The organism is Streptomyces sp. NPDC039736 (genome assembly GCF_055596485.1).
In genome coordinates this window covers 381,534-398,610 of the sequence record NZ_JBVIUQ010000001.1, presented here as the reverse complement: position 1 = coordinate 398,610, position 17,077 = coordinate 381,534, and the positions used below count along the sequence as shown (strand labels likewise).

Below are 17,077 nucleotides of genomic sequence, written 5' to 3'. Positions count from 1 at the left end.
ACGACGACGGCAGCCATCGGGCCCACCTCCTGCCTTGTTGCGACCGGCTGACCGGCAGCGCTTGAGCACCACCGGAGGAACAGGCTGAACCATAACCGCACCCTCCGGCGGCGCGCCACAGGTTTTCTCCCGGGTTCCGTCACGGCCGCCCGGCGGGCGGCTGCCCCCGGCGGTGGGCGGCGACGCGTTCGCGGGTGGCGCAGCGGCGGGAGCAGTAGCGGCGCTCCGGGCCGCTGCCGTGGGCGAGGTAGACGTGCGGGCAGCGCGGGGAGGCGCAGAGTCCGCCCGGGGGCGCCTGCCGGTCCCACAGGAGCACGGTCAGGGCGAGCACGGAGGAGGCCAGGAACCATTCGCCCCAGGGTGCTTCGTCGTCGCTGTCCAGGTGCGGATGCCATCCGGTGCCGCCGTCGTGCGAGGTGAGCCGCAGCCGGCCCCGGACCTCGCCCAGCAGCCCGTTGAGGGTGGCGGCCGCGGTGTCTGCGTCGGTGGCGGCGAACACCTCCCGCAGGGACAGGGCCGCCGCGCGGAGGCCGGCGAGGTCTCCTTCGTCGAGGCCGAGCGGCTCCGTCTCCCCGTACTCCAGGAGGACTTCCGCGACCGCGTCCACCGCGGCGGCGTCCTGCCCCCGTTCGCTCAGGACATTGATCAGGGCCACGGTCCGCCGGGCGGTGCGCATCGTCAGCATCCGTCGAATGTAACGCTACTGGTGCGTCTTTGCGTTACCGACGTAACGTGCCCGCCATGCCGAAGCGTTGCTCCCTGGAGTTCTATGCGGCCGGGGCCGTCCTCGCCCGCACCGGTGACGAGATGTCAGGCCCCGCCCTCCTGCTGCTCGCCCTCGCCGTCACCGGTTCGTCGTCCACCGCCGCGTCCCTGCTGGCGGCGCTGACGGTCGCGGCGGCGCTGGGCGGACCGCTGTTCGGGGCCCTGCTCGACCGGGCCCGCCGGCCGGGACGGCTGCTCGCCGGATCGCTCGCGCTGTACGCCGCGGGGTTGGCGGCCGTCCTGCTGACGCTGGGCCGCACCCCCGCCCCGGTTCCGCTCCTGCTGGCCGCCGGGGCCGGGCTCCTCGGCCCGGCGCTGTCCGGCGGCTGGTCCTCCCGGCTGCCCGACGCCGTCCGGCGGTCCGGGCTTCCCCGGGCCGGCGCGCTGGACGCGATGACCTTCGACGCGGCCGCGCTGGCGGGTCCCGTCCTGGCCGCGGGAGTCACGGCGGCCGCCGGGGCGGAGGCCTCCGTCGTCGTGGCGGCGGCGCTCGTCGCCGCGGCGCTCCCGGTGGCATGGCGCTTCCCCGCCTCCCCGGACCGCACGAGGACCGGTACGTCCGTGGCGGCGGGCCTCGCCGCCGGATTCCGCGTCCTGCTGCGCCGCCGTCCGCTCGCCCGGGCGACGGCCGCCTCCGTGCTGTCCTGCGCGGGCGAGGGCGTGTTCGTCGCGGTGACACCGCTGCTCGGGGCGTCGGCGCTGGGCGGAGCGCACCGGGGCGCCCTGCTGCTCTCGCTGTCCGCCGGCGCCGCGCTCGCCGCCAACGCGTCACTGGCCCGCCGCCCGCTCCCGCCGCGGCCGGACGCCGTGCTCGGGCCGAGCGCGGCCCTGCTCGCGGTCGCGATGCTCCTCGCCGCGACGCGGCACCCGGGGCTCCTCGTCGCCGCCGCCGTACTGGTGGGCTGCGCGACGGGGCCGCAGCTCACCGCACTCTTCGCGATACGTCACCGGGAGGCCCCCGAAGGGCTGCGCGGCCAGGTGTTCACGACCGGGGCCAGTCTGAAGATCACCGGGTTCGCGCTGGGCGCGGCGCTCGCCGGGCCGGTGGCCGCACGGTCCGTCCCGGCGGCGCTGCTGGCCGCGGCGGTGTTCCAGGCACTGGCCGCGCTGGTCTGCCGACGGCGGGCCCTTCAGTGATGGCCGGTGAAGACCTGGGCCATCATGTCCAGCGCGGTGTGCAGTTCGAGCAGTTCGGCGGCTTCGATCACCGGGTCCAGCGCCGGGTCGCTCGACGTCACCGTGATCCTCTTGTCGCCCTCCCCGATCTCCATCCGTACGTCAACGGACCGCCCCGTGGGGAGGGCGAGGGTGACGGTGGCGGCCGTGGCGATCGGCCGCAGGAAGGTGATCTCGGAGTCGGCCCGCTTGATCTGCTGGGTCAGCTCGTGGGCCGTGTTGCGCGAGGCGCGGTACACGTGCGAGTGGTGCAGCGCGATCTGGAGGAAGTCGGAGAGCTCCTCCCCGGTCTCCAGCCGGGCCTCGGCCGGCAGGTCGTCGAGCAGGAGGGCCGCGATGCTGCGGTAGGCCCCGGACAACTGGTGGGCGACCGTGCTGAGCGGTCCGGGGTCGGCGGTGTCCTCGACGAAGGGTTCGGTCAGCTCGTGTGTCGTACGGGCCGCCTTGTCGGCGGCTTCGGCGGTGAGCGCGTCCGGGCGCGGGACGGGGGCGGCCTCCCAGTCGTTCCAGTCGATGCCGCGTGCCGCGAGGACCTCGTACACGGCGTCGCGCGAGAGCTGCGCGTGCGATCCCAGCTGGGTCGCGTTGCGGACTCCGGCGCGCCAGGCGGCTTCGATCAGGTCCTCCCGGTTCTCCGGGGTGCTGTGCGCGAGGGCCTGCACCGCGTCGAACCGGGAAATGTGCGATTCCTGTCCATTCTTGGTCATAACGGCCAAGGTAGGGCCAATCGCCCAGCGGGTCCGGCACCCACACCGCGCCGCCCGTGCGGCGACCACCCCGGTGCGCGCGCCGGCGCCGCCACGGCACGGCCGCAGCGCGTGCCGGGGCGGCGCCGGTCACCCGTCGCCGCCACGACGGGTCACCGCGGGGCCCTCCCGGAGGCCCCGTCGCCCGCACCCCGCAGGAGGTGCGGGCGGGTCCACGGGTGCGGACGGAACCGAAGCCCGGGAGCACGCCCGACCGCCCGCGCGCGGGCGCACCGGAACGCCGGGGCTCAGCCGCGCGAGCCCTCGTCCGCCCCCACCGCGTGCAGGAAGGTCCGGAACTTGGCCCCCGTCTCCGCCGTCTCCGCCTCCGGCTCGGACGCCGCGACGACGCCCGCGCCCGCGTACAGCCGCAGCATGCGCTCCTCGGCCTCGGCGCACCGGATGGTCACGACCCACTCGCCGTCCCCGTCCGCGTCGCCCCAGCCGATCATCCCGGTGAAGAACCCCCGGTCGAACGGCTCCGTCTCCGCGATGACCTGACGTGCCGTCAGCGTCGGGGTGCCGCACACGGCCGGCGTCGGGTGCAGCGCCGAGGCCAGCTCCAGCGCGGAGGCCGCGCCCTCCTCGGGAAGGGTGCCGGTGACCGTCGTCGACAGGTGCCACATCGTGGCGGTACGGATCAGCGTCGGCTTGGCCGGCACGTCGAGCGACGTGCAGTACGGAGCCAGCGCCCCGTGCACCGCGTCGACGACCACCGCGTGCTCGTGCAGGTCCTTCGCGGAGGCGAGCAGCGCCGCCGCCCTGCGCACGTCCTCCGCGAGGTCCTCGCTGCGCGGGGTGGACCCGGCGAGCGGGTTGGCGACGACCTTGTTCCCGCGCCGCGAGACCAGCAGTTCGGGGCTGGCCCCCAGGAGCGTGCGCCCCTCACCCGTACGGACGGCCCCGTCGGCCTCGACGCCGGTCGGCAGCGCGAAGGTGTACCCCGAGGGGTCCCGCCGCGCCAGCCGCTGGAGCATCACCGGCAGGTCCAGCGGCGCGTCCGCGGTCAGCTCCAGCGTGCGCGCCAGCACCACCTTGCTGAACTCGCCCCGCCACATCCGTTCCACGACGGCTGCGACCCCGGCCCCGTACACCTCGGGCTCCGGCACCGGCCGCACCTGCCACGTCGCGGCGGTGGGCAGGTCGGCCGGGAGGGCTATCAGCGGGTCGTTGGCGAGCGGCGGCCCGTCCTGGACGAACTCCGGCACCGCGAGGGCGGCGGGCGCGCTCTGGTCGAACGGCACCGCGCCGATGACGACCGGCCGGGGCTGCCCGTCGCGCCGGGCGGCCGCCAGGGTCTCCGCGACCCGCTCGCTCAACGGCGCTTCCCCGTGCGGGACTTCACGCGCGGGACCGTCGGACAGCAGGGTCCTGGTGGGAGTGGCGAGGAAGCGCGCGCCGGGGGTGTATGCGTCCAGCAGCGCGGTGGCCGCACCGACGGCGGGGTGTGCCGCACCGGCGGCGGGGAGTGCCGTCCCGGCGGGGCGGCCGGGGCGCGGGGCGGGAACCGCAGCGGTGGCGGAGGCGATTTCGGGGGCCGTCGACACGGTGTCCACGGGTTCTCCAATGCTCGTGAGGATGTGGGGGCGGGAGCGAGAGAAGGGCGCAACCAGGAAGAACCAGGAAGAGGGAGGGAGCGGGCGGGCCGGTCAGCGCAGGGTCGCGCCGCCGTCGACGTAGATGTCCTGCATGGTGATGTGCCGCGCCCGGTCGGACGCCAGGAAGAGCACCGCGTCGGCGATGTCCTCGGGCTGGGCGATCCGCCCGAGCGGTATGCCGTTCTTGTACGAGGCGAGGTCGCCGTCGATCAGGGCGCGTTCGGCGTCGGGCCGCCCCTCCCCCATGCCGCGCAGCATGGGCGTGTCGGTGGAGCCGGGCGCGACGACGTTGCAGCGCACCCCGCTGCGGGCGACCTCCAGGCCCAGGCACTTGGTGAACATGGCGGCCGCGGCCTTGGAGGCGGCGTACGCGGCCATGCCGGTGCGCGGTATCCCGGCGGCGTTGGAGGCGACGGTGACGACGCACCCCTTGCGGCGCTCCGCCATGCGGGCGGCGGCGGCGCGCGAGGTGTGGAAGACGCCGGTGGTGTTCACGGCGAAGGTGTCGGCCCAGTCCTGGTCGGTGAGTTCGGTGGCGGGCGCGGTGCGCAGGATTCCGGCGACGTTCACCAGCAGGTCCAGCGGCCCGAGTTCGTCCTCGGTCCGGGCGACGACCGCGTCCACGGCTGCCGCGTCGGTGACGTCGAGCCGGTACGCCACCACCCTCCCCGGGCCGCCCGCACCGGCCAGCTCCGCGGCCAGGGCCTCGACGCCCGCCGCCGCGCGGTCGGTGGCGGCGACTGTCGCACCCCGCGCCGCCAGGGCCCGCACCACCGCTTCACCGATGCCCTGTCCCGCGCCGGTGACGAGCGCGACACGGCCGGCGAATTCGCCGTGGCCCGCGAACTCACCCGGGGCGGACGGCGATTGCGACGGTATGTGCTCAGGCATGCAGAATCCTTCCGGGGTTTTGTTAGGTGAGCCTAACCTAATGCATGATGAAGATCGACAATACTCGACCCAGTGAAACTTAGGCTAGCCTCACCTTACGATCACCCGACACGGGGGTGCCACCGTCGTACCCGCCACCCCTGGCCGCCGCGCGGCCGAAAAACCCCGGGTGAGCAAAGCGGTCAGAACCACCGCAGACCGGAACAGACCTCCCCGTCGGCCCTGTTCGGGCGGGCCGCCCCGACCGGGGTTTGCCGTTCCGGCAAGAACCTTTGCCGCAGCGGCGGAGGCGGGCGGAGGCTGTGGGCACGCAGACAGCGACCCCACTTCACTTCGCGGAGGCACCCGATGACGACCCCCGACAACACCCAGGACCCGACGCGCACGGACTCCACGGAATTCTGGGACGGCCGTTACGCGGAGAGCGACCGTGTCTGGAGCGGCGAGGCGAACGTGGTCCTGGTCCGGGAGGTCGCCGGGCTGACCCCCGGGCGGGCCCTGGACCTGGGCTGCGGCGAGGGCGCGGACGCGGTGTGGCTGGCCCGGCGGGGCTGGCGGGTCACGGCGACGGACATCTCCCGGGTGGCCCTGGACCGGGCCGCCCGGCACGCGGCGGAGGCGGGCGTCGCCGACCGCGTCGAATGGCAGCGCCACGAACTCGGCAAGACCTTCCCCGAAGGCGAATTCGACCTGGTCTCCAGCCAGTTCCTGCACTCCCCGACGGAACTGCCCCGCGAGGAGATCCTCCGCCGGGCGGCGCGGGCGGTGGCCCCCGGCGGCCACCTCCTCGTCGAAGGCCACTCCGGCTGGCCCTCCTGGCAGCCGAACCCGCACCCGGAGGTGCACCTGCCGTCCCCGCATGAGGTGGTGGAGTCGCTGCGCCTGGACGAGGACGCCTGGGAGATCCTGATCTGCGCGGAACACGACCGCGTGCAGCTCACCCCGGACGGCGAGGAGGCCATCCGCACGGACTCGACGGTCCTGGCCCGCCGCCGCTGACCGCCACCGGCCGCACCCCTCGGCGCCGGCAGGCGCGCGGCCGGGGCGAGGCCGCCCCTCGCCCCGGCCCGGCGTCAACCCGCCGCCCGGTACCGCCACAACCGCCCGTGCACCCTCCCGGATGAGCAAAGCTGGCTCCATGGAACTGTTGCCGCACGGATACACCAACCACACCACCCATCACGCGGGAGTCGTCACCAAGACGTACAAGGGCAGGGACGCCCAGCGCCGGATGGAGCGGGAGGCCGCCGCCCTGTGCGGCCTGGAGACGCTCGGGGCGGTCCTGCCGGTGCCCCAGTTGATCGGCTGCACCGGGGAGAGCCTCAGCATGACCTTCCTGGAGGGCGTGCACGGCCAGGACCTGATCGACGCGGGCTGGGGGGACGCCGTACTGCGCACCTGCGGGGCCGCGTTGCGGGCGGTGCACTCGGTGGACGCCGTGGAGGTGTTCCCCCGGGCGCGGCCCGGGTCGGTGCTGGTGCACGGCGACTTCGGGCCGAACAACATGCTGCTGACCGACGACGGCTCCCACCTCACCGGCCTGCTCGACTGGGAGTGGGCGCACGCGGGCGACCCGGTGGAGGACCTGGCCTGGTGCGAGTGGATCGTCCGCACCCACCACCCGCGGTGGGTGGCCGCGTTGGAGGGGTTCTTCGACGCGTACGGGGCACGGCCCCCCTGGACGGCGCGGCACCGGGCGATGACCGCCAGGTGCCGTGAGCTCGTCGGCTTCCAGCCGCACCGGGTGGACCTGCTCATCGCCACGGAGAACTGGACGGAGTGACGCGCGGCTCCCCACCGCCCGTCAACTCCCCTCCACCGCGGACGCCTTCGCCTCGATGTCCGGACCGAGACGGCACCGCGGCCCCGCGGCGGGCGTCCGGTGGCAGCGGTCCCGTGCGGGGCGTAGTGGTCCGCACCCGGCGGCCGTCAGGGCCTCGTAGGTGGCGTCCACGTCGGCCGCGTCCGGCGTCCACACCGCCGCGTCCCGGGCGTCCACGTACTGGAGCGGACGGTCACGGGACACCGGCGCCGGGCCGCCACGGGCGACGCGGTCCAGCCGGCCGGTGTCCTGGCCTGGCCCGGGACCGGCCCGGACGCCGCACCCGCGGCGGAACGGGAGTTCCACGTCCGATTTCTTCAAGATCCGCGCGGGCCGCCCGGGATACGTTCCGCGCATGACTCCTCGCTTCGACTGCATCAGCCTGGTCACCGCCGATCTCGCCGCCTCCCTCGCCTTCTACCGCCGCCTCGGCGTCCCGGTGCCCGACGGCGCCGAGTCCCTGCCGCACGTGGAGGCCCCGCTGCCCGGCGGGCTGCGCCTCCTGTGGGACACCGAGGACGTGATGCGCTCCGTCGACCCCGCCTGGCAGAGGCCGACGGGCGGTGACCGGACCGGCCTCGCCTTCCGCTGCGACGACGCCGCCGACGTGGACGCCACGTACGAGGCCCTGACGGCCGCCGGACACCCGGGCAGCAGGAAGCCGTGGAACGCGGAGTGGGGCCAGCGCTACGCCGTGGTGCTCGACCCGGACGGGCTCGGGGTCTCGCTCTTCGCCGACGACCTCGCCTGACGCGCCGCCAGCGCCGCGTAGGCGCGCAGCGTCATGCCCGCCAGCTCCCGGGTCTCGCGCGCCAGATGGGCCTGGTCCGCACAGCCCGAGCGGTGCGCCGCCTCCGCGAACGGCGTTCCCTCCCGTACGAGGCCGAGCGCACGCCGCAGCCGCAGCACCCGGGCGAGGGTCTTGGGCCCGTACCCGAAGGCGTCGAGGGAGCGGCGGTGCAGTTGCCGGGTCCCGAGACCGACGGCCTCGGCGGCCGCGCCGACCGTGGCCCCGGCCTCCAGTGCGGCCGCGACGGCCCGCATCACCGGGTCCGGGGGTCCGGCGCCGGCGGCCCGCCGCAGCGCGAACTCCTCCAGCGCCCCCGCCGGATCGGCCGCGCCGGCGATCCGGTCGCCCGCCTGCCGTGCGTCGCCCCGCGCCCACACCGCGTCGAGCGGCACCCGCCGGTCCCGCAGGGTGTGCGCGGGTACGCCGAGGAAGGCGGCCCCGGTGCCCGGCGCGAAGCGGATTCCGGTGTAGCGGCCGCCGGGGCTGTCGGACGCGGCGTGGGCGCGGGTGTCGGGGCCCGCGACGATCAGGCGTCCGTCGATGAGGATCAGGTCCATGCAGCCATCGGGCAGCACCGGGTACGCCGCCGCGCCGGGTGCGAGGCCGGAGGCGGGGGCGGGGTCGGCTTCGCGTCGCCAGAGGACCGCGCCGTCCAGCCGGGACGGGCGTTCCCGATAAATGCCGGGCATGCCCCCAGGCTACGTCGCACCCCTGTGCCCCGTCGGCCGGTGCGCCGGCCCGCTGGCACTCGTACCCGCCCTCGGGGACAATGTGCGGCCACTGGCGGAACACGACTGACGTGGTGGCGGGGGCTGTTGTGAGTGAGCTGATGCAGTTCGAGACGGCGGACGGCGGGCACGTGGTCGTCGAGATCGACCATGCTCCGCGCGGGGCCACGCTGGTCTCGCGGCGGGACAACCTGCTGGACGCGGGGCGCAGCTTCGACGGCGCGCTGGAGGGCATCCGCGCGGCCGCCGAGTCCGCGCTGCGGACGTTCCGGGACGGCGCGCTCAGCCCGGACGGCGTGGAGCTGGAGTTCGGCGTGAAGCTGACGGGCGAGGCGGGGGCGGTGATCGCGAAGAGCTCGATGGAGGGTCACATCACGGTCAAGCTGGCATGGGGCTCGAAGGTGGCGCCGCCGGAAGCCGCGGCGCCTGCCACGGCCGCCCCCGCGGCCACGCCCCCCGCCACGACCGCGGCCCGCGCCCCGGGCACGGTCCCCGGCCCCGCGTCGCCGCCCGGCGCGCCCGGAGCCGCCGCTCCGTGAGGTGCCACGCCTCCCGGCGCGCCCGGCCCGGAGCGGGGCCGCCCCGGTCTCTCCGGGCGCTACCGACCCCGCTCCTTCTCCGCCGCCCGCTCCCGCTGCGCGTGCAGCCGCGCCTTCAGGTCGTCCGGCGGCAGGAAGCGCGACCAGCGTTCCGGGAACTCCGAGGGCATGTCCGGGTTGGCCCCCGTCCACTGGCCCTCGCCGTCGTCCCCGTACACGTCCTCGTCCTCGTCGCCGGTCCAGCCCGCCTGCGCCTCCAGCTCCGCCGCCCGCGCCCGCGCTATCACCGCGGCGGCCTGCGCGGTCCGCAGCCGGTCGTTGTCGGCGCGGGCGGCAGCCGTGGCGACCGAGGGCCAGACCCGGTCGATGGCCGCGTTCACGGCGGCCCCGACCAGGACGGCGAAGGCGGACACCCCGATCCAGAGCAGCACGGCGATGGGCGCGGCCAGCGAGCCGTAGATCGTGCCGCCCTCGACGGTGCTCGTCACGTAGATCCGCAGCAGGAAGCTGCCCAGCACCCACATCCCCAGCGCTATCAGCGACCCGGGCACGTCCTCCACCCAGGGCGAGCGCACGGGAACGGACACGTGGTACAGGGTCGTCAGGAAGACCACCGACAGCACGGTCACCAGCGGCCAGTACAGGACGGAGATGACCTCCGTGCCGAACGGCACCAGCTCCACCACCCGGTCGGGGCCGACCACCATCAAGGGCAGCACCACCGCCCCGATCAGCAGGGCCACGATGTACAGCAGGAACGCCAGCAGCCGGGTCTTCACGATCCCCCGGTGCCCGTCCAGCCCGTACATGACCGTGATGGTGTCGATGAAGACGTTGACGGCCCGCGAGCCCGACCACAGCGCGATCGCGAAGCCGATCGAGATGACGTCCGGGCGGCCCTCCCGGGTCACGTCCTCCAGCAGGGGGCGGGCGAACTCGTTCACGCCGCGGTCCGACAGCACCGCCTGCGAGGCGTTCAGGATGTTCCGCTGGATGGACTGGACGGTCTCCGTGGCCGTCCAGTCGTCGATGTAGCCGAGCAGGCCGATCAGGCCCAGCAGGAGCGGCGGCAGCGAGAGCAGGGTGAAGAAGGCGGCTTCGGCGGCGAGGCCGAGGATGCGGTACTCGACGCAGGAGTTGACGGTGTCCTTCAGGAGCAGCCAGGCCAGCTTCCGCTTCGACACGTTCCGGTAGAGGGCCCGGGCACGGTGGAGCCGGTTCTCCTTGCGGTGTTTCCGCGGCCGTCCGGGTGTTTCTTTTGCTGGCTGCACCTCCTTACCGTATCCGCATGGCAGCCACCACCCACACAGTCACCAATCAGGCCCCGCCCCTGGTGGGGTACGACGTCTACGGCGCGGACCACGCCCTCACGGAGGCGGTCGAACGGCATGTCGAACCCGCTCTCCTGGACGGTGTGCGGGAGGAACTGCACGCGCTCGGACAGGCCACCGGATCGGCGCAGGTGCAGGAGTGGGGAGCGCTGGCGAACGAGAATCCGCCGAAGCTGCACACCCACGACCGGTACGGGAACCGGATCGACGAGGTCGAGTTCCACGCGTCCTGGCACCGGCTGCTGGGGCACGCCGTCTCGTCCGGGCTGACGAACGCCTGGGGTCGCCCGAACGGGCACGTGCGGCGGGCCGCCGGGTTCCTGGTGTGGACGCAGGCGGAGGGCGGGCACGGGTGCCCGGTGTCGATGACGCACGCCGCCGTGCCCGCGCTGCGGACGGACCCGGCGCTGGCAGCCGAGTGGGAGCCCCGGCTCACCTCCACGGTGTACGGACAGGAACTGCTGCCCGCGGCGCTGAAGCCCGGCGCCCTCTTCGGCATGGGCATGACGGAGAAGCAGGGCGGCAGCGACGTACGCGCCAACACGACCCGGGCGCTGCCCACGGACGTCGACGGCGAGTACGCGCTCACCGGGCACAAGTGGTTCTGCTCCGCGCCGATGTCCGACGGCTTCCTGGTGCTGGCGCAGGCGCCCGGCGGGCTGAGCTGCTTCCTCGTACCGCGGGTGCTGGTGGACGGGACCCGCAACACCTTCCGCATCCAGCGCCTGAAGGACAAGCTCGGCAACAGGTCGAACGCGTCCAGCGAGGTCGAGTTCGACGGGACGTGGGGACGGCTGGTCGGCGAGGAGGGGCGCGGGGTGCGCACCATCATCGGGATGGTCGCGGCGACCCGGCTGGACTGCGTGGTCGGCTCGGCGGCGCTGATGCGGCAGGCGGTGGCGCAGGCCGCGCATCACGCCGCGCACCGGCGGGCCTTCGGCGGCGAGCTGATCGACAAGCCGTTGATGCGCAACGTCCTGGCCGACCTGCACCTGGAGTCGGAGGCGGCGACCACGCTCGCGCTGCGCCTGGCGGCGGCGTACGACAGCGACACCGAGCAGGACCGCGCGCTGCTGCGGCTCGCGGTGCCGGCGGCGAAGTACTGGGTGACCAAGCGCTGCACCCCGGTCGCGGCGGAGGCCCTGGAGTGCCTGGGCGGCAACGGGTACGTCGAGGAGTCCGGGATGCCGCGCCTGCTGCGCGAGTCGCCGCTGAACTCCCTCTGGGAGGGGTCGGGGAACGTTCAGGCGCTGGACGTGCTGCGGGCGCTCCAGCGGGAGCCGTCGGCGCTGAACGCCTTCCTCACCGAGGTCGGGCAGGCGCGCGGCGCCGATCACCGCCTGGACGGCGCGATCAAGAACCTGCTGACCGAGCTGGCCGACCTGGACGGGATCGAGGGGCGGGCACGGCGTCTCGTGGAGCGGATGGCCCTGGTGCTCCAGGGTTCGCTGCTGGTGCGCTGGGCCCCCTCGGAGGTCGCGGACGCGTTCTGCGCCTCGCGGCTCGGCGGCGACTGGGGCTCCGCGTTCGGCACGCTGCCGAACAGCCTGGACCTGGGGGCGGTGGTGGAGCGGGCGCGGCCGCAGGTGTAGGCGCGCGGGGGGATGGGCGCGGGCTCGCGTGGGGGCGGGCCCGTGCGTCGGCGGCTGCGGAGTGCGTGGTTCCCTGGCTCCCATGAGCACCCTGACCGTGACCACCTGGTCCCTCGAACAGACCTCCCCGGACGATCTGAACCCGGTCCCGGCCCCGCCCGGCGGCGGCCTGCGGATCGTCCGGGCCGAGGTCCCCTCGCCCGAGTTCAGCCGCTTCCTCTACACCGCCGTCGGCGGCGACATCCGCTGGACGGACCGCCTGCCGTGGTCGTACGAGCAGTGGCGGCGGGCCGTGGACCGGCCCGGGGTCGAGACGTGGGTCGCGTACGACCACGGCACCCCGGCCGGCTACGTCGAGCTGCACGCCCAGGACGCCGGCGTGGTCGAGATCGTCTACTTCGGGCTGATCCCCGCCTTCCGCGGCCGGGGAATCGGCGGTCACCTCCTGTCCTACGGGGTCCAGCGCGCCTGGGACCTCGCCGAGCGGCACCCGGGCCGGGACGCCACGAAGCGGGTGTGGCTGCACACCTGCTCCAAGGACGGGCCGCACGCCATGGCGAACTACGAGCGGCGCGGGTTCCGGCTGTTCGACACGAAGGTCGAGCAGGAGCCGGAGGTGGCGAACCCGGGCCCGTGGCCGGGCGCCCACCCCGCCTGACCGACGCCCGCGCCGCGCCCCGCACAGCGTGACCCGGACCACACCGTCCCACCTAATGGGACGATGTGGTCCACATGGTGGATAGTGGTGGACTGGCCCGAGATCCCCGTGCCACGCTTCCCTCATGTCTGCAGCTGGAGTTGCCTTGATCAGTCGGCGTCACGTCGACCTCGGCCGCATGTCCAGCGCCATCTGTCCGGCCTGCTGACAGCTCAGCACTGCCGCGCCCTCCCCTTCTTTTCCGAGCTCTTCGCTCCCCGCGCCCCGCACCGTTGCGCGCCCGTGCCCTTTCTGCGCGAGTGTGCAGGTCAGAGCCGCCTGCCCGCCCGTCAATGCCACGCAGCCCCCGCTTGCCCGAAGGACGTACCGCCATGTCTGCCACCCCAGAGAAGCCCGCAGCGGGTGCCGCCGTCACCGCCCGCCGCAAGGCCGGACGCCACCGTGGCGAAGGCCAGTGGGCCGTTGGGCACCACACGCCCCTCAACGGCAACGAGCAGTTCAAGAAGGACGACGACGGTCTCAACGTACGGACACGTATTGAGACGATCTACTCCCGGCGCGGTTTCGACTCCATCGACCCCAACGACCTGCGCGGCCGCATGCGTTGGTGGGGGCTCTACACGCAGCGCAAGCCCGGGATCGACGGCGGCAAGACCGCGATCCTGGAGCCGGAGGAGCTGGACGACGAGTTCTTCATGCTGCGGGTGCGGATCGACGGCGGGCGGCTGACGACGGAGCAGCTCCGCGTCATCGGCGAGATCTCGCAGGAGTTCGCGCGCGGCACCGCCGACCTCACCGACCGGCAGAACGTCCAGTACCACTGGATCCGCATCGAGGACGTACCGGAGATCTGGCGGCGGCTGGAGGCCGTCGGGCTGTCCACGACCGAGGCCTGCGGCGACACCCCGCGCGTCATCCTCGGCTCGCCGGTCGCCGGGATCGCGGTGGACGAGATCATCGACGGCACGCCCGCGATCGAGGAGATCTACCGCCGCTTCATCGGCAACCCGGACTTCTCCAACCTGCCGCGCAAGTTCAAGTCGGCGATCTCCGGTTCGCCCCAGCTCGACGTGGCGCACGAGATCAACGACGTGGCGTTCGTCGGCGTCGAGCACCCCGAGCACGGTCCCGGCTTCGACCTGTGGGTGGGCGGCGGGCTCTCCACCAACCCCAAGCTGGGCGTACGGCTGGGGGCCTGGGTCCCGCTGGAGGACGTGCCGGACGTGTACGGCGGCGTCATCGGGATCTTCCGTGACTACGGCTACCGGCGGCTGCGCAACCGCGCCCGGCTGAAGTTCCTGGTCGCCGACTGGGGCCCGGCGAAGTTCCGGCAGGTCCTGGAGGAGGAGTACCTGAAGCGCGAGCTCGTCGACGGACCCGCGCCGCAGCAGCCCCGGGGGACCTGGCGGGACCACCTCGGCGTGCACCGGCAGAAGGACGGACGCTTCTACGTCGGCTTCGCCCCCCGGGTCGGGCGCGTCGACGGCTCCACGCTGACGAAGATCGCCGAGCTGGCCGAGACGCACGGCTCCGGGCGGCTGCGCACCACCGCCGAGCAGAAGATGATCGTGCTCGACGTCGCCGGGGAGCAGGTCGATTCCCTGGTGGCGGGCCTGGAGGCACTGGACCTCAAGGTGACCCCCTCGCCGTTCCGGCGGGGCACGATGGCCTGCACCGGCATCGAGTTCTGCAAGCTGGCCATCGTCGAGACGAAGGCGCGCGGCGCCTCGCTGATCGACGAACTGGAGCGCCGCATCCCGGAGTTCGACGAGCCGCTCACCATCAACATCAACGGCTGCCCCAACGCCTGCGCCCGCATCCAGGTCGCCGACATCGGGCTCAAGGGCCAGCTCGTGCTGGACGCCGACGGCAACCAGGTGGAGGGCTACCAGGTGCACCTGGGCGGCGCGCTCGGGCTGGAGGCCGGCTTCGGCCGCAAGGTCCGCGGCCTGAAGGTCACCGCCGCCGAGCTGCCCGACTACGTGGAGCGGGTGCTGACCCGCTTCCAGGAGCAGCGGGAGGACGGCGAGCGTTTCGCCGCCTGGGCGACGCGCGCGGCGGACGGGGACCTGTCGTGAGCGAGCGCGCGGCCCCGTTCCACTGCCCGTACTGCGGCGACGAGGACCTGCGGCCCAACGAGACCGGCCACGGCGCGTGGGAGTGCCACTCCTGCAACCGGGCCTTCCAGCTGAAGTACCTGGGCCTCCTCGCCCGGGGTGTCACCGCGAGCAACGCGAGCGAAGGGGAAGGGATATGACAGTCGTTCAGGAAGACCTGCGCGCGCTGGCCGAGCAGGCCGGACACGACCTCGAGGACGCCTCCGCGCTCGACATCCTGGCCTGGGCGACCACCACCTTCGGCAGCCGTTTCTGCGTGACCTCCTCCATGGAGGACGCGGTCGTCGCCCACCTCGCCTCGCGCGCCCTGCCCGGCGTCGACGTCGTCTTCCTCGACACCGGCTACCACTTCGAGGAGACCATCGGCACCCGCGACGCCGTGGCGGCGGTGATGGACGTCAACGTCATCACGCTCACCCCGCGCCAGTCCGTCGCCGAGCAGGACGCCCAGTACGGCCCGAGGCTGCACGACCGCGATCCCGACCTGTGCTGCGCGCTCCGCAAGCTCAAGCCCCTTGAGGACGGCCTGGGTCCGTACGACGCGTGGGCGACCGGGCTGCGCCGCGACGAGTCCCCGACCCGGGCGGGCACCCCGGTCGTCGGCTGGGACGAGAAGCGCCGCAAGGTGAAGGTCTCCCCGATCGCCCGCTGGACCCAGGACGACGTCGAGGCGTACGTCGCCGAGCACGGCGTCCTCACCAACCCGCTGCTGACGGACGGTTACGCGTCCGTCGGCTGCGCCCCGTGCACGCGCAGGGTCCTGGCGGGCGAGGACGCCCGCGCCGGGCGCTGGGCCGGACGCAACAAGACCGAATGCGGGCTGCACGGATGACGAACAGTCAGGAGAGTCCTGAGATGACCGGAGCCACCGTCTGGCTCACCGGCCTGCCCAGTGCGGGCAAGACCACCATCGCGTACGCGCTCGCCGGGAAGCTCGGCGAGCGGGGCCGCAAGGTCCAGGTGCTCGACGGCGACGAGATCCGCGAGTTCCTCTCGGCGGGCCTCGGCTTCAGCCGCGAGGACCGGCACACCAACGTCCAGCGGATCGGCTACGTCGCCGAACTCCTGGCCCGCAACGGCGTGCTGGCCCTCGCCCCGGTCATCGCGCCGTACGCCGACAGCCGGGAGGCGGTCCGCAAGCGGCACCAGGCACAGGGCACCGCGTACCTGGAGGTGCACGTGGCGACGCCGGTCGAGGTGTGCGCCGTACGCGACGTGAAGGGCCTGTACGCCAAGCAGGCGGCCGGGGAGCTGTCCGGGCTGACCGGCGTGGACGACCCCTACGAGGCGCCGGCCGACCCGGACCTGCGCATCGAGTCCCACACGCAGTCCGTCGACGAGTCCGCGGCGGCCCTGCTGGCGCTGCTCACCGAAAGGGGTCTGGCATGACGACCACCGCCACAACCGCCGACGAGGCCGTCGACGGCTCCTTCGCGCTCAGCCACCTCGACTCGCTGGAGTCGGAGGCGGTGCACATCTTCCGCGAGGTGGCGGGCGAGTTCGAACGGCCGGTGATCCTCTTCTCCGGCGGCAAGGACTCCATCGTCATGCTGCACCTGGCGCTGAAGGCCTTCGCCCCCGCCCCGATCCCCTTCTCCCTGCTGCACGTCGACACCGGGCACAACTTCCCCGAGGTCCTGGAGTACCGCGACCGCGCCGTCGCGCGGCACGGGCTGCGGCTGCACGTGGCCTCGGTGCAGGACTACATCGACCGCGGGGTGCTCCGCGAGCGGCCCGACGGGACGCGCAACCCGCTCCAGACGCTGCCGCTCACGGAGAAGATCCAGGCGGAGCGCTTCGACGCGGTCTTCGGCGGCGGCCGCCGCGACGAGGAGAAGGCACGCGCCAAGGAGCGGGTGTTCTCCCTGCGCGACGAGTTCTCCCAGTGGGACCCGCGCCGCCAGCGCCCCGAGCTGTGGCAGCTCTACAACGGCCGGCACGCCCCCGGCGAGCACGTCCGGGTCTTCCCGCTGTCCAACTGGACCGAGCTGGACGTGTGGCAGTACATCGCCCGCGAGAAGATCGAACTCCCGGAGATCTACTACGCGCACGAGCGCGAGGTCTTCGCCCGCAACGGCATGTGGCTGACCGCCGGCGAGTGGGGCGGGCCCAAGGAGTCGGAGCAGGTCCAGACGCGGCTGATCCGCTACCGCACTGTCGGCGACATGTCCTGCACCGGAGCCGTCGACTCGGACGCGACGACGCTGGACGCCGTCATCGCCGAGATCGCCGCCTCCCGGCTCACCGAGCGGGGCGCGACCCGCGCCGACGACAAGATGTCCGAGGCCGCGATGGAAGACCGCAAGCGCGAGGGGTACTTCTAA

At 73.6% G+C, this 17,077-nt stretch carries 20 protein-coding genes; 13 read left to right on the top strand and 7 right to left on the bottom strand.

Annotation, left to right across the window (positions count from 1 at the left end; translation table 11 throughout):
• Positions 1-139: 139 nt before the first annotated feature.
• On the bottom strand, positions 140-685 hold the full coding sequence (locus ACZ56L_RS01675; protein ID WP_468683144.1) for a CGNR zinc finger domain-containing protein: 546 nt from the start codon (positions 683-685) through the stop codon (positions 140-142).
• Positions 686-741: 56 nt separating this feature from the next.
• On the opposite strand from ACZ56L_RS01675, the gene ACZ56L_RS01670 reads away from it, so the two are divergent.
• The gene (locus tag ACZ56L_RS01670; RefSeq protein WP_468683146.1) at positions 742-1,902 is read left to right on the top strand and encodes an MFS transporter; all 1,161 of its coding nucleotides are present in this window, start codon (positions 742-744) and stop codon (positions 1,900-1,902) included.
• On the opposite strand, the gene ACZ56L_RS01665 is transcribed toward ACZ56L_RS01670, so the two are convergent.
• The 3 genes from ACZ56L_RS01665 to ACZ56L_RS01655 form a co-directional block, all read right to left on the bottom strand.
• Positions 1,896-2,648 carry a hypothetical protein gene (locus ACZ56L_RS01665; RefSeq protein ID WP_401758608.1) on the bottom strand — a complete coding sequence of 251 codons (753 nt, stop codon included), beginning with the start codon at positions 2,646-2,648 and terminating at the stop codon, positions 1,896-1,898. The genes ACZ56L_RS01670 and ACZ56L_RS01665 overlap by 7 nt on opposite strands.
• A gap of 287 nt (positions 2,649-2,935) precedes the next feature.
• On the bottom strand, positions 2,936-4,234 hold the full coding sequence (gene dhbC / locus ACZ56L_RS01660) for an isochorismate synthase DhbC (RefSeq protein ID WP_401758864.1): 1,299 nt from the start codon (positions 4,232-4,234) through the stop codon (positions 2,936-2,938).
• 102 nt (positions 4,235-4,336) lie between these two features.
• Positions 4,337-5,176, bottom strand: a complete 840-nt coding sequence (locus ACZ56L_RS01655; protein WP_345217818.1) for a 2,3-dihydro-2,3-dihydroxybenzoate dehydrogenase — start codon at positions 5,174-5,176, stop codon at positions 4,337-4,339.
• Between the two features lie 348 nt (positions 5,177-5,524).
• Here ACZ56L_RS01655 and ACZ56L_RS01650 point away from each other — a divergent pair, with 348 nt between their 5' ends.
• Both ACZ56L_RS01650 and ACZ56L_RS01645 read left to right on the top strand, forming a co-directional pair.
• Positions 5,525-6,175 carry an SAM-dependent methyltransferase gene (locus ACZ56L_RS01650; protein WP_471060382.1) on the top strand — a complete coding sequence of 217 codons (651 nt, stop codon included), beginning with the start codon at positions 5,525-5,527 and terminating at the stop codon, positions 6,173-6,175.
• A gap of 139 nt (positions 6,176-6,314) precedes the next feature.
• Entirely contained in the window at positions 6,315-6,959 is a 645-nt protein-coding gene (locus ACZ56L_RS01645; RefSeq protein ID WP_380836580.1) for a phosphotransferase family protein, read from the top strand.
• Positions 6,960-6,980: 21 nt separating this feature from the next.
• Here the strand turns inward: ACZ56L_RS01645 and ACZ56L_RS01640 are convergent, their stop codons facing one another.
• Complete coding sequence (locus ACZ56L_RS01640; protein ID WP_471060379.1) at positions 6,981-7,304, bottom strand: hypothetical protein; 324 nt, start codon at positions 7,302-7,304, stop codon at positions 6,981-6,983.
• A gap of 49 nt (positions 7,305-7,353) precedes the next feature.
• Here ACZ56L_RS01640 and ACZ56L_RS01635 point away from each other — a divergent pair, with 49 nt between their 5' ends.
• Positions 7,354-7,749, top strand: coding sequence for a VOC family protein (locus tag ACZ56L_RS01635; protein ID WP_345217807.1), 396 nt, complete (start codon positions 7,354-7,356; stop codon positions 7,747-7,749).
• Here the strand turns inward: ACZ56L_RS01635 and ACZ56L_RS01630 are convergent.
• Positions 7,686-8,477, bottom strand: coding sequence for a helix-turn-helix domain-containing protein (locus ACZ56L_RS01630; RefSeq protein ID WP_471060374.1), 792 nt, complete (start codon positions 8,475-8,477; stop codon positions 7,686-7,688). The two genes, ACZ56L_RS01635 and ACZ56L_RS01630, sit on opposite strands and share 64 nt — an antisense overlap.
• Positions 8,478-8,605: 128 nt before the next feature.
• On the opposite strand from ACZ56L_RS01630, the gene ACZ56L_RS01625 reads away from it, so the two are divergent.
• Entirely contained in the window at positions 8,606-9,055 is a 450-nt protein-coding gene (locus ACZ56L_RS01625; RefSeq protein WP_345217803.1) for a CU044_2847 family protein, read from the top strand.
• A gap of 59 nt (positions 9,056-9,114) precedes the next feature.
• Here ACZ56L_RS01625 and ACZ56L_RS01620 read toward each other — a convergent pair whose 3' ends face one another.
• On the bottom strand, positions 9,115-10,326 hold the full coding sequence (locus tag ACZ56L_RS01620) for a YihY/virulence factor BrkB family protein (RefSeq protein WP_345217801.1): 1,212 nt from the start codon (positions 10,324-10,326) through the stop codon (positions 9,115-9,117).
• A gap of 17 nt (positions 10,327-10,343) precedes the next feature.
• On the opposite strand from ACZ56L_RS01620, the gene ACZ56L_RS01615 reads away from it, so the two are divergent.
• The 8 genes from ACZ56L_RS01615 to cysD all read left to right on the top strand — a co-directional run bounded on the left by ACZ56L_RS01615 (position 10,344) and on the right by cysD (position 17,077).
• Positions 10,344-11,978, top strand: coding sequence for an acyl-CoA dehydrogenase family protein (locus tag ACZ56L_RS01615; RefSeq protein ID WP_471060371.1), 1,635 nt, complete (start codon positions 10,344-10,346; stop codon positions 11,976-11,978).
• An 82-nt stretch (positions 11,979-12,060) separates the two neighbouring features.
• Positions 12,061-12,636 (top strand): GNAT family N-acetyltransferase, encoded by a 576-nt coding sequence (locus ACZ56L_RS01610; RefSeq protein WP_345217798.1) that lies wholly within the window; start codon positions 12,061-12,063, stop codon positions 12,634-12,636.
• A gap of 124 nt (positions 12,637-12,760) precedes the next feature.
• Positions 12,761-12,844, top strand: coding sequence for a putative leader peptide (locus tag ACZ56L_RS01605; protein WP_323188103.1), 84 nt, complete (start codon positions 12,761-12,763; stop codon positions 12,842-12,844).
• A 163-nt stretch (positions 12,845-13,007) separates the two neighbouring features.
• Positions 13,008-14,714: a nitrite/sulfite reductase gene (locus ACZ56L_RS01600; RefSeq protein WP_471060368.1), complete on the top strand. Its 1,707-nt coding sequence runs from the start codon at positions 13,008-13,010 to the stop codon at positions 14,712-14,714.
• Positions 14,711-14,893, top strand: a complete 183-nt coding sequence (locus ACZ56L_RS01595; RefSeq protein ID WP_345217794.1) for a hypothetical protein — start codon at positions 14,711-14,713, stop codon at positions 14,891-14,893. The genes ACZ56L_RS01600 and ACZ56L_RS01595 overlap by 4 nt, the downstream gene beginning before the upstream one ends.
• Positions 14,890-15,585, top strand: coding sequence for a phosphoadenylyl-sulfate reductase (locus ACZ56L_RS01590; protein WP_471060365.1), 696 nt, complete (start codon positions 14,890-14,892; stop codon positions 15,583-15,585). The genes ACZ56L_RS01595 and ACZ56L_RS01590 overlap by 4 nt, the downstream gene beginning before the upstream one ends.
• Positions 15,582-16,142 carry an adenylyl-sulfate kinase gene (gene cysC / locus ACZ56L_RS01585; protein ID WP_345217790.1) on the top strand — a complete coding sequence of 187 codons (561 nt, stop codon included), beginning with the start codon at positions 15,582-15,584 and terminating at the stop codon, positions 16,140-16,142. The genes ACZ56L_RS01590 and cysC overlap by 4 nt, the downstream gene beginning before the upstream one ends.
• Entirely contained in the window at positions 16,139-17,077 is a 939-nt protein-coding gene (gene cysD, locus ACZ56L_RS01580) for a sulfate adenylyltransferase subunit CysD (protein WP_345217788.1), read from the top strand. The genes cysC and cysD overlap by 4 nt, the downstream gene beginning before the upstream one ends.

What these genes read in the sequence shown, in the direction of transcription:
- ACZ56L_RS01675 (WP_468683144.1), bottom strand. Translation starts at nt 685, where the DNA reads ATGCTGACGATGCGCACCGCCCGGCGGACCGTGGCCCTGATCAATGTC.
- ACZ56L_RS01670 (WP_468683146.1), top strand. Translation starts at nt 742, where the DNA reads ATGCCGAAGCGTTGCTCCCTGGAGTTCTATGCGGCCGGGGCCGTCCTC.
- ACZ56L_RS01665 (WP_401758608.1), bottom strand. Translation starts at nt 2,648, where the DNA reads ATGACCAAGAATGGACAGGAATCGCACATTTCCCGGTTCGACGCGGTG.
- ACZ56L_RS01655 (WP_345217818.1), bottom strand. Translation starts at nt 5,176, where the DNA reads ATGCCTGAGCACATACCGTCGCAATCGCCGTCCGCCCCGGGTGAGTTC.
- ACZ56L_RS01650 (WP_471060382.1), top strand. Translation starts at nt 5,525, where the DNA reads ATGACGACCCCCGACAACACCCAGGACCCGACGCGCACGGACTCCACG.
- ACZ56L_RS01645 (WP_380836580.1), top strand. Translation starts at nt 6,315, where the DNA reads ATGGAACTGTTGCCGCACGGATACACCAACCACACCACCCATCACGCG.
- ACZ56L_RS01635 (WP_345217807.1), top strand. Translation starts at nt 7,354, where the DNA reads ATGACTCCTCGCTTCGACTGCATCAGCCTGGTCACCGCCGATCTCGCC.
- ACZ56L_RS01630 (WP_471060374.1), bottom strand. Translation starts at nt 8,477, where the DNA reads ATGCCCGGCATTTATCGGGAACGCCCGTCCCGGCTGGACGGCGCGGTC.
- ACZ56L_RS01615 (WP_471060371.1), top strand. Translation starts at nt 10,344, where the DNA reads ATGGCAGCCACCACCCACACAGTCACCAATCAGGCCCCGCCCCTGGTG.
- ACZ56L_RS01610 (WP_345217798.1), top strand. Translation starts at nt 12,061, where the DNA reads ATGAGCACCCTGACCGTGACCACCTGGTCCCTCGAACAGACCTCCCCG.
- ACZ56L_RS01605 (WP_323188103.1), top strand. Translation starts at nt 12,761, where the DNA reads ATGTCTGCAGCTGGAGTTGCCTTGATCAGTCGGCGTCACGTCGACCTC.
- ACZ56L_RS01600 (WP_471060368.1), top strand. Translation starts at nt 13,008, where the DNA reads ATGTCTGCCACCCCAGAGAAGCCCGCAGCGGGTGCCGCCGTCACCGCC.
- ACZ56L_RS01590 (WP_471060365.1), top strand. Translation starts at nt 14,890, where the DNA reads ATGACAGTCGTTCAGGAAGACCTGCGCGCGCTGGCCGAGCAGGCCGGA.
- cysC (WP_345217790.1), top strand. Translation starts at nt 15,582, where the DNA reads ATGACGAACAGTCAGGAGAGTCCTGAGATGACCGGAGCCACCGTCTGG.
- cysD (WP_345217788.1), top strand. Translation starts at nt 16,139, where the DNA reads ATGACGACCACCGCCACAACCGCCGACGAGGCCGTCGACGGCTCCTTC.